The organism is Alsobacter sp. KACC 23698 (assembly GCF_045348435.1).
Lineage (GTDB): Bacteria > Pseudomonadota > Alphaproteobacteria > Rhizobiales > Beijerinckiaceae > Alsobacter.
The window spans coordinates 4283582-4296152 of the sequence record NZ_CP157484.1; the positions used below are offsets into that span (position 1 = coordinate 4283582).

11 protein-coding genes and 1 pseudogene are annotated in these 12571 nt (G+C 70.0%); 8 read left to right on the forward strand and 4 right to left on the reverse strand.

Annotated features, from left to right (window positions below):
* Positions 1 to 45: 45 nt before the first annotated feature.
* The gene (locus ABEG18_RS20405) at positions 46 to 276 is read right to left on the reverse strand and encodes a hypothetical protein (RefSeq protein WP_406854881.1); all 231 of its coding nucleotides are present in this window, start codon (positions 274 to 276) and stop codon (positions 46 to 48) included.
* A gap of 217 nt (positions 277 to 493) precedes the next feature.
* Here ABEG18_RS20405 and ggt point away from each other — a divergent pair, with 217 nt between their 5' ends.
* The 4 genes from ggt (at position 494) to ABEG18_RS20425 (ending at position 4709) form a co-directional block, all read left to right on the forward strand.
* Positions 494 to 2086 carry a gamma-glutamyltransferase gene (gene ggt / locus ABEG18_RS20410; RefSeq protein ID WP_406854882.1) on the forward strand — a complete coding sequence of 531 codons (1593 nt, stop codon included), beginning with the start codon at positions 494 to 496 and terminating at the stop codon, positions 2084 to 2086.
* 91 nt (positions 2087 to 2177) lie between these two features.
* On the forward strand, positions 2178 to 2498 hold the full coding sequence (locus ABEG18_RS20415) for a DUF2849 domain-containing protein (protein WP_406854883.1): 321 nt from the start codon (positions 2178 to 2180) through the stop codon (positions 2496 to 2498).
* 16 nt (positions 2499 to 2514) lie between these two features.
* Complete coding sequence (locus ABEG18_RS20420; RefSeq protein ID WP_406854884.1) at positions 2515 to 4188, forward strand: nitrite/sulfite reductase; 1674 nt, start codon at positions 2515 to 2517, stop codon at positions 4186 to 4188.
* Positions 4185 to 4709, forward strand: coding sequence for a DUF934 domain-containing protein (locus ABEG18_RS20425; RefSeq protein WP_406854885.1), 525 nt, complete (start codon positions 4185 to 4187; stop codon positions 4707 to 4709). Before ABEG18_RS20420 ends, ABEG18_RS20425 begins: the two co-directional genes overlap by 4 nt.
* 49 nt (positions 4710 to 4758) lie before the next feature.
* On the opposite strand, the gene ABEG18_RS20430 is transcribed toward ABEG18_RS20425, so the two are convergent.
* Positions 4759 to 5076: a hypothetical protein gene (locus ABEG18_RS20430; RefSeq protein WP_406854886.1), complete on the reverse strand. Its 318-nt coding sequence runs from the start codon at positions 5074 to 5076 to the stop codon at positions 4759 to 4761.
* A 90-nt stretch (positions 5077 to 5166) separates the two neighbouring features.
* Complete coding sequence (locus ABEG18_RS20435; protein WP_406854887.1) at positions 5167 to 6279, reverse strand: peptidase C39 family protein; 1113 nt, start codon at positions 6277 to 6279, stop codon at positions 5167 to 5169.
* A gap of 131 nt (positions 6280 to 6410) precedes the next feature.
* On the opposite strand from ABEG18_RS20435, the pseudogene puuE reads away from it, so the two are divergent.
* A pseudogene (puuE, locus tag ABEG18_RS20440) lies at positions 6411 to 7316 on the forward strand (allantoinase PuuE); the annotation flags it as partial.
* Between the two features lie 111 nt (positions 7317 to 7427).
* On the opposite strand, the gene ABEG18_RS20445 reads toward puuE, so the two are convergent.
* Positions 7428 to 9008 (reverse strand): glucan biosynthesis protein, encoded by a 1581-nt coding sequence (locus ABEG18_RS20445; protein WP_406854888.1) that lies wholly within the window; start codon positions 9006 to 9008, stop codon positions 7428 to 7430.
* A gap of 741 nt (positions 9009 to 9749) precedes the next feature.
* On the opposite strand from ABEG18_RS20445, the gene ABEG18_RS20450 reads away from it, so the two are divergent.
* The 3 genes from ABEG18_RS20450 (at position 9750) to ABEG18_RS20460 (ending at position 12521) form a co-directional block, all read left to right on the forward strand.
* On the forward strand, positions 9750 to 10883 hold the full coding sequence (locus ABEG18_RS20450; protein WP_406854889.1) for a type III PLP-dependent enzyme: 1134 nt from the start codon (positions 9750 to 9752) through the stop codon (positions 10881 to 10883).
* Between the two features lie 190 nt (positions 10884 to 11073).
* Positions 11074 to 11670 carry a GNAT family N-acetyltransferase gene (locus ABEG18_RS20455; RefSeq protein WP_406854890.1) on the forward strand — a complete coding sequence of 199 codons (597 nt, stop codon included), beginning with the start codon at positions 11074 to 11076 and terminating at the stop codon, positions 11668 to 11670.
* Between the two features lie 89 nt (positions 11671 to 11759).
* Complete coding sequence (locus tag ABEG18_RS20460) at positions 11760 to 12521, forward strand: ABC transporter ATP-binding protein (RefSeq protein ID WP_406854891.1); 762 nt, start codon at positions 11760 to 11762, stop codon at positions 12519 to 12521.
* The last annotated feature ends 50 nt before the right edge of the window (positions 12522 to 12571 follow it).

The window sequence follows — 12571 nt, forward strand, 5'->3', positions numbered from 1 at the left end:
GGGTTGGGAAGCCGAATGATCATGGGGCCGCGGCGACGAAAGGCGTCACTCCGGCGCCAGTCCCCACTCCGAGTGCAGCTTGGGAATGACGGCCGAGGCGGCGGCGTCCAGCGCCGGCTTCTCGGCGTCGGTGTCGACCTCCACGACGCGCCAGGCGTCGCCCTGGACATGCTCGATCTGCACATTCGTCACCGTGCCTTTCGCGCCCAGGGCGCGATCGAGTTCGGCCGTCACGATGCGCTTAAGCTCCGCCATCGGCAACGCCTGCTTGGACATGGATCGTCTCCCTGCATGGCGCCCCGACGGGGCGCGCTCTCGTGTGAATGAACGCCCCCGCGGGGGCGCATGAAACCGGGCCGGCGGCCGCCCCGGCCGCGGGCGCTCCAGCCTCAACCCGGGGCTGCGCCGGGGGGTTCCGGCTGCCATGCGCAGGCTCCGCTTGACGCGCGGCGGCCCGCAGGGTCTGCATGGCGAAAATTCCGGAGGAAAGCTCATGCGCACGACCCGCAGTTTCACCCAGCCCGGCCGCTCGCTCGCGGTCGGCGAGCGCGGGATGGTGGCGACCTCCCACCCGGCCGCCAGCGTGGCGGCGCACGACGTGCTGCGCGACGGCGGCAATGCGGTGGATGCGGCGATCGCGGGCGTCGCCGTCCAGTGCGTGGTCGACCCCCACATGACGGGCGTCGGCGGCGACTGCTTCGCCCTCTACGCGCCCAAGGGCGGCGCGCCCATCGCCCTGAACGGCTCCGGCCGGGCTCCCGCCGCCGCCACGCTGGACTGGTACGCCGAGCGCGGCGTCGCCGCAATTCCGGACGAGACTCCCCACGCCGTCACGGTCCCGGGCGCCATCGACGCCTGGTGCCGCCTGCATGCCGATTACGGGAGCCTGCCCCTGGAGCGTCTGTTCGCGCCTGCGATCGGCTACGCCGAGAACGGCTTCCGGATCACGCCGCGCGTCGCCTATGACTGGGCCAAGGCGGCCGAGAAGCTGGCCCGCCACGAGGAGGCGGCCATCCAGTACCTGCCGGGCGGCAAGGCCCCGGACGTCGGCGACCGGCGGGCCCAGCCGGCCCTCGGCGCCACCCTGCGCGCCGTCGCGCGCCACGGCCGGGCGGCTTTCTACGAGGGCGCGGTTGCCGACGAGATCGTCGCCACGCTGCGGGCCCAGGGCGGCCTGCACACGCTGGAGGACTTCGCCGCCCAGACCTCGAACTATGTCGATCCCATCCAGGCCGCCTATGCGGGCGTGAACGTGCACGAGTGCCCGCCCAACGGCCAGGGCCTGGCGGCGCTCGTCATCCTGCGCATCATGGCGGGCTTCGACCTCGCCTCCGCGTCGCTCAGCGAGGCCGACCGCATCCACATCCACGCGGAGGCCACCAAGGCGGCCTACCGGCTGCGCGACGTGATCGTGTGCGATCCCGCCGTCACGCCGGTGGATGTCGACCGGGTCCTGTCCGAGCCCTTCATCGCGCGGCTGCGGGACGGGATCAGCCTCGGCCAGGCCCGCCCCGCCGAGGCGTGGGACGAGGCGATCCACCGCGACACGATCTATCTGACGGTGGTCGACCGGGACCTGAACGCGATCTCCTTCATCAACTCCCTCTTCGCCGCCTTCGGCAGCGCCATCTACGCGCCGAAGGCCGGCGTCGTGCTGCAGAACCGGGGCCTCGGCTTCAAGCTCACGCCGGGGCACGCCAACAGCATCGCGCCCCGCAAGCGGCCGATGCACACCATCATCCCCGGCATGGTGACGCAGGGCGGCCAGGCCGTGATGCCGTTCGGCGTCATGGGCGGGCAGTACCAGTCGGCCGGGCACGCGCATTTCATCTCGCGCATCTTCGACCAGGGGCTCAGCCCGCAGGAGGCCTCCGACGCGCCCCGCTCCTTCTCGTTCGACGGCGTGCTCACCCTGGAGGACACGATCTCCCCTGAGGTCGCGCGCGATCTGGAGGCGCGCGGCCACACCGTGGCCTTCACGTCCGACCCCACCGGCGGCTGCCAGGCGATCTGGATCGACCGCCAGAAGGGCGCCCTCTACGGCGCCACGGACCACCGCAAGGACGGCCTCGCGCTGGGGCTGTAAGCCCTATTCTACGTCGAACAATGTAATTTGAGCGCAATCCTACGCGTGATAGCGTGAAATCAGAATCCACTCCTGACTCGCGAACCGCGCCATGATGAAGAAGCCGCGCAAAGCCGAATTGCAGGCCGTCACCGCCAATGGGGCCGGCGACGGCCGCGTCGTGTTCCGCACGCCGAGCGGCTGGTGGTCGCGCGACCTCGCCGAGGCGGAGGTCGCGGACGCGCCCGAAACGGCCGCAGCCCTCCTGCTGGAGGCGCAGCGCGACGCCGAGGCCAACCTCGTCGTCGACCCCTATCTGATCGAGGTGGCCCGGACCGACGAGGGCCTCGTGGCCACGCGCCTGCGGGAAGCCATTCGGGCGCAGGGCCGCCCCACCATCGACGTGCCGGGCGAGCGCGTGAGCGCGGCCTGAGCCGACGGAGTCTGTCATGTATCGCTATGATGAATTCGACCGGCGCTTCGTCGCCGAGCGCGTCGAGCAGTTCCGCGACCAGGTGAGCCGCCGACTCAGCGGGGAGCTCACCGAGGACCAGTTCAAGCCCATTCGGCTGATGAACGGCGTCTATCTCCAGCTGCACGCCTACATGCTGCGCATCGCCATCCCGTACGGGATGCTGTCCTCGCGCCAGCTGCGCAAGCTCGCCTTCATCGCCCGAACCTATGACCGCAATTTCGGCCACTTCACCACGCGCCAGAACCTGCAGTTCAACTGGATCGCGCTGGAGCAGGTGCCCGAGATCCTGGAGCATCTGGCCGAGGTCGAGATGCACTGCATCCAGACGTCGGGCAACTGCATCCGCAACGTGACGGCGGATCACTTCGCCGGCGCGGCCGCCGACGAGGTCGACGATCCGCGCCCCTACGCCGAGATCCTGCGGCAATGGTCGTCGCTGCACCCGGAATTCAGCTTCCTGCCGCGCAAGTTCAAGCTGGCCGTCACCGGCGCGCCGAGCGACCGCGCCGCCATCCAGGTGCATGACATCGGGCTGGAGCTGAAGCGCGACGAGGCCGGGCGCAAGGGCTTCGCGGTCTATGTCGGCGGCGGCCAGGGCCGCACGCCCTTCGTGGCCAAAAAGGTCCGCGACTTCCTGCCCGAATCCGAGCTTCTGGCCTACTGCACAGCGATCCTGCGCGTCTACAACCTCCACGGCCGGCGCGACAACAAGTTCAAGGCGCGCATCAAGATCCTGGTTCACGAGACCGGGCTCGAGGAGATCAAGCGCGACATCGAGACGGAATACGGGAAGCTGGTCGCCGAGGAGAGCTCCCTCTCGGTCCCGGCCGAGGAGGTCCAGCGCATCGCGGCCTATTTCGCGCCCCCCGCCTATGCCGACCTGCCCGCCCGCTCGGAGGCGCTCGAGCGCGCCCGGGCGACCGACCCGGACTTCGACGCCTGGGTCGGCCGCAACGTGACCGCCCACAAGCAGCCCGGCTACGCCGTGGTGACGCTGTCGCTCAAGCCCATCGGCGGCATCCCGGGCGACGCCTCGTCCGAGCAGATGGAGCTCATCGCCGACCTCGCCGAGCGGTACTCCTTCGACGAGCTGCGCGTCAGCCACGAGCAGAACCTCGTGCTCGCGCATGTGCGCCAGGACGACCTGCCCGTCGTGTTCGCCGCCCTGCAGAAGGCCGGGCTCGCCACGGCGAACGCCGGGCTGGTGACCGACATCATCGCCTGCCCCGGCCTCGATTACTGCGCGCTCGCCAACGCCCGCTCGATCCCGATCGCCCAGCGGCTGTCGGAGCGCTTCGGCGACGCGGCCCGGCAGCGCGAGATCGGCGAGCTGAAGATCAAGATCTCCGGCTGCATCAACGCCTGCGGCCACCACCATGTCGGCCATATCGGCATCCTGGGCGTCGACCGGAAAGGCGAGGAGTTCTACCAGATCACGCTGGGCGGCTCCGGCGACGAGACCTGCTCGATCGGCGAAATCGTCGGCAAGGGCTTCTCGTCCGAGGGGATCGTCGACGCCGTCGAGACGGTGGTGGACACCTATCTGGAGGTCCGCGCCGATCCCTCCGAGACCTTCCTGCAGACCTTCCGGCGCCTCGGCGAGGGGCCCTTCGTCCGCGCCCTCTACCCGGCCGAGGCCTCGTCATGACGTCGTCAGACCTCACGGTGTTCCGGGACGGGGCCTTCAGGCCCGACCCGTGGGTCGTCCTGCCCGCCGGCGAGGCGCCCGCGGCGGACGAGCCCAGCGTGGTGGGCAAGGCGCAGTTCCTCGCCGACCGCGAGAGCCTGCTGGCTCACAATGGGCCGCTCGGGCTGCTGATCGAGGCGGGCGAGGACCTCGACGGGATCGAGGCCGATCTCGGGCGCTTCTCGCTGATCGCGTTGAACTTCCCGAAATACACCGACGGCCGGGCCTATTCGACGGCCGCGATGCTGCGCGGCCGCCACGGCTATGCGGGCGAGCTGCGCGCGGTGGGCGACGTCCTGCGCGACCAGATCCCGTTCATGATCCGCTGCGGCGTCGACAGCTTCGAGGTGACGCACGAACCGACGCGCCGGGCGCTGGCCGCCGGCCAGGTGCGGGGCGTCAGCGTCGCCTATCAGCCCGCCGCCGCGAGCGAGGCCGCGCCGGTTCCGACGCGGCCATGGTTGCGCCTTTCGGCGCGCTGAAGCGGAGACCGCCCGGCTCCGGGCGGGCGCGACCTGGGATAAGCGCGGCTTACGCGTACCAGACGGCCTTCAGGCCGATCGCGGCGTCGATGTCGGCCAGGGCGTCGCGGGCGGACGCCTCGCTCCCGAACTGCCGCCCGTCGAGGCTCGCCAGGCGTCCGCCCTGCGCGAGCAGCCGGAAGCCCGCCTCGTTGCGGACCAGCACGCCATGCGAGCCCACGTCGCCCAGGACCAGGAAGGCGTCAGGCGCGAGATCGAGCGCCCCGAAGGGGCGATTGAACTCCTGGACCGCGAGGCTGACCCGGGCGCAAAGCCGTCCGACCCACGACGGGACGGCGTCTTTGGCGGAGGGAAAGGCGAGCGTCATGGCGATGTCCTCGAGGAGCGTCCTCGAAGGTAGCGCAACTATTCCCGTCGTCAAGAGTGATTTATCTTATTTTACATTGAAACTAGGTGATTAAGGCTTCGGCTTGCGGATGATCACCGCGGCCCGCAGGTCCTCCTGGCCGTAGCGGGCCATCCGCTGGAACTCCTCGGCGGGGATCGGCAGGTTGGCGGCCGCGATAGGGGTCTCCAGTTCGGCGGTTTCGACCCAGGGGTCGTTGACGAAGACATGCCGGCCGTCTTGGCCATGCGCCAGCAGCCAATGCGGCACCTTCTTGCGGAACATCCGGTAGCCCGAGACCAGCACGATCACGATCGCGCCTTCGTCCAGCACCGCCGCCAGGCTGGCCTGGTCGAGGGGCTCGAGACGGATCGGAACGCCGGCCTCGACCGCCTCGGCCCGGAAATCCTCCTGGGCGATGCGCATCACCTCCTTCTTGTCGGCGTCCCTGACGCCGTCGAGGAAGAAGGGTCCCTTGTGGGAAAGCCGCAGCTCCACCGGCAGGCCGTGGCGGGCCAGCGTGGCGGCGAGCCCATAGGGTTCGCATCCCCCGAGCCCGGACGTCATGTAGACGGTGGTGGATTCGCGCCAGAGCCGGATTTCGGCCGCCCGGGTCGCCCGGAAGGCCGGATCGGCCCAGCCCAGCGCCATCATCAGGCAGCACGGCCCGCAGGTGAAGTCGAGCGTCTGGGCGTAGAAGGGCGGCGGCGTCTGGGTGAGCTTCGCCTGCTGGACGAGCCGCTTTTCGTAGCGCAGCGCGTCCTGGTGGTCCTCGTAATAGTCCGGGTAGACGCCGAAGCGCCGGTAGTCGGCGCGCTCATAGAGCCGGATCGCCGCGACGTTGTCGGCCCGCACCTCCAGCCGCAGGAAGAGGCAGCCCCGCCTCTCGGCCTCGGCCTCCACGGCCTCCAGCAGCTTGCGGCCCAGCCCTCCGCCGGCCGCCTCCGGCAGGATGGCGATGGAGTAGAGCCGCGCCAGGGCCGCGCCGCGCCGGAACGCCACGAGGGCGTAGCCCACCACCGTCCCGCGCCGGTCGATGACCAGCAGGGCGTCCTTTTCGGTGACGATGTAGTAGCGCAGCGAGCGGCGCGAGAGCCGGTCGGTCTCGAAGACGCGGTTCTCGATGGCTTCGAGCGCGTCGAGATCGGCGAGATCGGCGGGACGGATGACGGACTGCTGGGGCACGGGTCAGGATTCGCGGGGGCGGGAGGATGGCGGCCGGACCATAGTTCACGCCGGCGCGGTCGTGAACCGCTTGAAAGCCCGGCCCGGGCGCGCTTCTCTGGGCGGCGAAGCTTGCGCCGTCGGAGCACACCATGGACGAGACCTATCCCCGCGACATGATTGGCTATGGACGCCGCAGCCCCGACCCGCAATGGCCGGGCGGCGCCCATGTCTGCGTGCAGTTCGTGATCAACTACGAGGAAGGCGGCGAGAACAACGTGCTGCACGGCGACGCCGCGTCCGAGGCCTTCCTGTCGGAGATCGTCGGCGCCGCGCCCTGGCCGGGCCAGCGGCACTGGAACATGGAGTCGATCTACGAATACGGCGCCCGCGCGGGCTTCTGGCGGCTGCACCGTCTGTTCACCAGCCGCAAGGCTCCGGTCACCGTCTATGGCGTCGCGACCGCGATGGCGCGGGGCCGCGAGCAGGTCGCCGCCATGCAGGAGGCCGGCTGGGAGATCGCCAGCCACGGCCTGAAATGGGTCGAGCACAAGGACATGCCCGAGGAGGAGGAGCGCCGGCAGATCGCCGAGGCCATCCGCCTGCACACGGAAGTGACAGGCGAGCGGCCGCTGGGCTGGTACACGGGCCGCTGCTCGATGAACACGCAGCGCCTCGTGGCCGAGGAAGGCGGCTTCCTCTACTCGTCCGACAGCTACGCCGACGACCTGCCCTACTGGATCCCGTCCAGCCAGGGCCCGCATCTCGTGATCCCCTACACGCTGGATTCCAACGACATGCGGTTCGCCACCCCGCAGGGGTTCAACAGCGGCGACCAGTTCTTCGCCTATCTGAAGGACAGCTTCGACGTGCTCTACCGCGAGGGCCGGGAGGGCGCGCCGAAGATGCTGAATGTCGGCCTGCATTGCCGGCTCGTCGGCCGGCCGGGGCGCGTCGCAGCGCTGGAGCGCTTCGTCGACTACGCGATGGCGCACGACAAGGTCTGGGTGGCGCGCCGCGTCGACATCGCCCGCCACTGGCGCAAGGTGCACCCTCCGGGCTGAGCCGCCTCCGGGGCGCTGGAGCATGCTGCGAAAAGGTTTCGCGCCAAAGCATGCGACTGCTCAAAAACTGAATCATGCCGTGTTTCCGTCGAAACACGGCATGCTTCAGTCGGCCTTCCAGGGGAAAGTCCAGGTCTCGGTGAGCGCGCGTCCGCCGGACTTCAGGAAGGCGCGCAGGTCCGTGGTCTGGCCCTTCTCGAGCTGCACGTCGATGCCGGCCCGGAAGCCCTCGGTCTTGGGGTTGGGCACCAGGAAGGTGCGCACGATCTTGCCCGCCGAGGTGGACGGGACGATCTGCACCTTCTCCGGGTCGGTGAGGTAGTAGCCGAGGTCCCCGCCGGCGAAATCGATGATGAACCGGCGCGAGCCGGGCGCCGGCGGCTCCGGGGCGCCCAGCGCCCGGGCCGAGGTCTGCCACGTATTGTGCGCCGCCCCGCCCGGATGCAGGCGGAAATCGTCCGACACCGCCGTGATGCGGTACCCCCAGCTCAGGCTCTGCCCGGGCTCGGGCGCCGCGTTTGGCGTCCAGTAGGCGACCACGTTGTCGTTGGTCTCGTCCCCGGTGGGGATCTCGATGAGCTCGATGCGGCCCTCGCCCCAGCCGCCGCGCGGCTCCACCCAGTAGCTCGGCCGCGTCTCGTAGCCGAGGTCGATGTCCTGGTAGTGCTCGAAGGTGCGGTCGCGCTGCATCAGCCCGAACCCGCGCGGGTTCGTGTCCATGAAGGCCGAGAAGCTGATCTCCTTGGGATTGCGCAGAGGCCGCCACAGCCACTCGCCCGCCCCGGTATGCATCAGCAGGCCGTCCGAATCATGCAGCTCGGGGCGGAAATCGTCGTTGAAGCGTCGGTCGTTCTCGCCGACGAAGAACATCGAGGTCAGCGGCGCGACGCCCATCCGCTCGATGCGCCTGCGGGGAAACAGCTGCAGGCTGACGTCCACCACGGTCTCGTTGGCCGGATAGACGAAGAACTGGTAGGCGCCCGTCAGCGACGGCCCGTCCAGCAGCGCGTAGATGACGGCGCGGTCCGCGTCGGCCGACGGCTGCTCGATCCAGAACTCGCGGAAATACGGGAACTCCTCGGTCTCCTTCGCGCCGACCCCGATGGCGAGGCCCCGGGCCGAGAGGCCGTAGCGCTGCTTGCGCCCGAGAAAGCGGAAATAGCTGGCCCCCAGGAAGGAGATGAGCTCGTCCTGCACGCGCGGATCGTTGAGCGGGTAGTGCAGGCGGAAGCCCGCGAAGCCGAGATTGACCGGCAGGGAGCCGAACTTGTTGCGGCCATAGTCGAACAGCGAGCTCGAATAGGGCGCGGGGGCGCTGACGCCGTCGCGGATGACGTTCACCACCACCGGCCGGGTGAACAGGAAGCCGGGATGGAACATGTGCATGCGGAACGGCGCGCCGGCCCCGCCCAGCAGCGCCTTGTCGGGCCGGAAGCGGATGTCCCTGTAAGAGTCGTAGTCGAGCTTGGCCAGGCTCTCCGGCAGCGGAGGCGGATTGGCTTCATAGGGCCCGGTCGCGATCTCCCGCGCGCGCCGGATCACGTCCTCGAAGCCGAATCGCGGCTGATTCGGCGTTTGCGGGCCGGGACTGGCCGGGGCCGACTGGGCGTGCGCCCGCGGGGCTGCGAGCAGGGCCGCGGCGAGGCTGCCGAGCCGTTCGATGAAGTGGCGACGGGAAAGGGTCATGGACGGCTCTGGACGCAGACATGTCTGAGGAACGGGGCGGAGGCGGACGAAGCCGGGAGGCCAGCCGGACGGCGCGGGAGGCGCCTCCGGGCGAACGACGCGGGAGGTTTGGCGGGCGGTTTTGGCGGGCTTACGGCAAGTGGCGCGCGCGAACGCGCCAGGCGATGCGCGGTTCCTCCGTTCGGACCTTCTTAGCCATCCAATATCAGAGGCTTATCCAGCCTGTCAGCAATTTGCGGAGAGCCGAAAAAAACTATTGATGCGGGGGGCGAACGTCCCTATGTATCCCCTCGCCCAATTACGCACGTGCCTGTGGTCGCGTGCTGGTCGGTGGGCATCCGGACAAGAGGCCGGACAGCCGCCCGGGACAGGATCGGGACCAATGAGGTGGGAACCCCATTGGCGATGATCCCGGCAGAAATGCCGCGTTCCGAACCCTGACCAGCAGCCGGAGGGAAAACCGGCGTACCCCGCTCTCCCCGGGGGACGTGACTTAAAGCAACGACGGAACGGGCTTTTTTGGTCTCGTCCGGCCCTCCAAAGGTCGGATCACCGAAGAGGCTTGTCCTTCTTTGCCCGACGTGCGGATGGGGTCTCCCCAGTCCAATCCAAGGCAGCATCATCGGGTGTCCTCACCCGGCGTCGGCGTCTCCAAAGCGCCGCGTCGTGGGACCGACGCCCGGGGCTTCAACCTTTCGAGCGCCTGACCGGCGTTCGGCAGACCTTGGGGAGATTCGTGCCATGACTGCACGCATCCGTGAGTTCCTTCGTACGCGCCGTGAGGATGGACCCTGCATGGTCCTCGACCTGGACGTCGTGCGGGACAACTACAACGCGTTCGCGCGCGCCCTGCCGGACACCCGGGTGTTCTACGCGGTGAAGGCGAACCCGTCGCCGGAAGTGCTGCACCTGCTCGCCACGCTCGGCTCGTGCTTCGACACCGCTTCGGTGGTCGAGATCGAGATGGCGCTGGCGGCCGGCGCGACCGCCGATCGCATCTCGTTCGGCAACACGATCAAGAAGGAGCGGGACATCGCGCGCGCCTATGCGCTCGGCATCCGCCTCTTCGCGGTCGACTGCGTGGCCGAGGTGGACAAGATCGTGCGCGCCGCGCCCGACTCCAAGGTGTTCTGCCGCATCCTGTGCGACGGCGCAGGGGCCGAGTGGCCGCTGTCCCGCAAGTTCGGCTGCGTGCCCGAGATGGCCGCGGACGTGCTCGAGCATGCGCACCGCAACGGTCTGGAGGCCTATGGCGTCTCCTTCCACGTCGGTTCGCAGCAGCGCAACACCGAAGCCTGGGACCAGGCCCTCGCGTCCTCCGCGGAGATCTTCCGCGAATGCGCCGCGCGGGGCATGAGCCTGTCGATGGTCAATCTCGGCGGCGGTTTCCCGACCAAGTACCTGAAGGAAGTTCCGGGCGTGAGCCGCTATGGCGACAGCATCTTCCGGGCTCTCTCCAAGCACTTCGGCAACCGCCTGCCCGAGACCATCATCGAGCCCGGTCGCGGCATGGTCGGCAACGCCGGCCTGATCGAGTCCGAGGTCGTGCTGATCTCGAAGAAGTCGGACTCCGAGGACGAGGTTCGCTGGGTGTACCTGGACATCGGCAAGTTCGGCGGCCTCGCCGAGACGATGGACGAGTCGATCCGCTACCCCATCCGCACGCGTCACGACGGCGACGAGATGGCGCCCTGCGTGCTCGCCGGCCCGACCTGCGACTCGGCCGACGTGATGTACGAGAAGGAGCCGTACATGCTCCCGGTGAGCCTCTCGATCGGCGACAAGGTGCTGATCGAAGGCGCGGGCGCGTACACGACCACCTACTCGGCCGTCGCGTTCAACGGCTTCCCTCCGCTCCGAACCTACGTGATCTGAGCCCGCCGCCGGCCCACAGCCGGCGGCCACGGCTGGCCTGCGACTGAGCAGGCCTCGGCGCGCACTCCCCCGCGCCCGCGTCTCGGGTCCGCGACGTTCCTGACGGAACGGCGGGCCCAGCTTCCCCACGAACCCTCGATCTGGATTCGATCCGTTCCGGCCGCGCGCCGGGCGGGGAAGGAGCACGGCCATGATTCACCTGACCGACGCCGCCCTCACGGGCCTGACCATCCGCCCCGAGACCCCCGCCGACGTCGACGCGCGCGAGGCGCTGCTCGACGCCGCCTTCGGACCCACGCGCCACGCGAAGACCTGCGAGCGCCTGCGCGAGGGCCGCCTGCCGGCGCTGGCCCTGGCGGCCCATCGCGGCGGCCGGCTCGTCGGCACGGTGCGGCTGTGGAGCGTCAGCGCGGGTCCCGGACGCACGGCCCTGATGCTGGGCCCGCTGGCCGTCGACCAGGGCGCGCGCTCCGAAGGCCTCGGCGGCAAGCTGATGCGCGCCGCCCTGAACCTCTCGGCGGCGGGCGGCCGTGACGCCGTGCTGCTGGTCGGCGATGCGCCCTATTACGAGCGGTTCGGCTTCTCGGCCGCCCTCACCCAGGGCCTCTGGCTGCCGGGGCCGGTGGAGCGCGAGCGCTTCCTGGGGCTGGAGCTCGTTCCCGGCGCGCTGTCGGGCGCGCGCGGACTGGTCAGCCCGACGGGCGAACGCGCCCCGACGCCGGAGCTGGGCGCGCTGGTCGCGGCCGCTTTCGCCCATGACGACGCGCTGGCGCGCCGGGCGGCCTAAGGCCGATCCTGGGTTTCATCGGCAAGCCGCGGGCGCGCCCCGCGGCTTCGTCGCGTGACGGGCCGGGCTGCGGCCGCTATGGCTGGGCCGTGAGCGCTTCTCTGGTGCGCCTGAAGGGCGTGGGAAAGATCTTCGACGGCGGAACCGAGGCCCTCGCCGGCCTCGATCTCGACGTGCGCGCCGGCGAGTTCCTGGCGCTGCTCGGGCCGTCGGGCTGCGGCAAGACCACCGCGCTGCGCATCGTCGCGGGCCTCGAGGAGCCGACGAGCGGAACGGTCGAGCGCACGGCGCTGGCCAAGGCCGCCGGCTCGGTCTCCTTCGTGTTCCAGGATCCGACCCTGATGCCGTGGGCCTCGGCGGCGGACAATGTCTGGCTGCCGCTGCGCATCGCCGGCGAATCGCGGCGCGAGGCTTCGGCGCGCGTGCGCGAGCTGCTGGATCTGGTCGGCGTCGGAGACTTCGCCGACGCCCTGCCGCAGGAGCTCTCGGGCGGCATGCGCATGCGCGTCGCCATCGCCCGCGCCCTGGTGACGCGGCCGGAGCTGCTGCTGATGGACGAGCCCTTCGCGGCGCTGGACGAGATCACCCGCTTTCGCCTGAACGACGACCTCATCGCCCTCACCCGCCAGATCGGCTGCACGACGGTGTTCGTCACCCACTCGATCTATGAGAGCGTGTACCTGTCGACGCGGCTCGCCGTCATGACCCCGAGGCCCGGCCGGGTCGCCCGCGAGATCGCCGTCGCGCTGCCGCCGGAACGCACGCCCGCGCTGCGGCGGGATCCGGCCTATCTGGCGATCTGCGCGCAGGCCTCGGCGGCGCTGGAGGCCGGCGCGGCCGCAGCGGGCTGAGCCGGCGGCCCTGGGCGCAGGGGCGCCATGCCGGGGGAGAGTACGAACAG

What these genes read in the sequence shown, in the direction of transcription:
- ABEG18_RS20405 (WP_406854881.1), bottom strand. Translation starts at nt 276, where the DNA reads ATGTCCAAGCAGGCGTTGCCGATGGCGGAGCTTAAGCGCATCGTGACG.
- ggt (WP_406854882.1), top strand. Translation starts at nt 494, where the DNA reads ATGCGCACGACCCGCAGTTTCACCCAGCCCGGCCGCTCGCTCGCGGTC.
- ABEG18_RS20415 (WP_406854883.1), top strand. Translation starts at nt 2,178, where the DNA reads ATGATGAAGAAGCCGCGCAAAGCCGAATTGCAGGCCGTCACCGCCAAT.
- ABEG18_RS20420 (WP_406854884.1), top strand. Translation starts at nt 2,515, where the DNA reads ATGTATCGCTATGATGAATTCGACCGGCGCTTCGTCGCCGAGCGCGTC.
- ABEG18_RS20425 (WP_406854885.1), top strand. Translation starts at nt 4,185, where the DNA reads ATGACGTCGTCAGACCTCACGGTGTTCCGGGACGGGGCCTTCAGGCCC.
- ABEG18_RS20430 (WP_406854886.1), bottom strand. Translation starts at nt 5,076, where the DNA reads ATGACGCTCGCCTTTCCCTCCGCCAAAGACGCCGTCCCGTCGTGGGTC.
- ABEG18_RS20445 (WP_406854888.1), bottom strand. Translation starts at nt 9,008, where the DNA reads ATGACCCTTTCCCGTCGCCACTTCATCGAACGGCTCGGCAGCCTCGCC.
- ABEG18_RS20450 (WP_406854889.1), top strand. Translation starts at nt 9,750, where the DNA reads ATGACTGCACGCATCCGTGAGTTCCTTCGTACGCGCCGTGAGGATGGA.
- ABEG18_RS20455 (WP_406854890.1), top strand. Translation starts at nt 11,074, where the DNA reads ATGATTCACCTGACCGACGCCGCCCTCACGGGCCTGACCATCCGCCCC.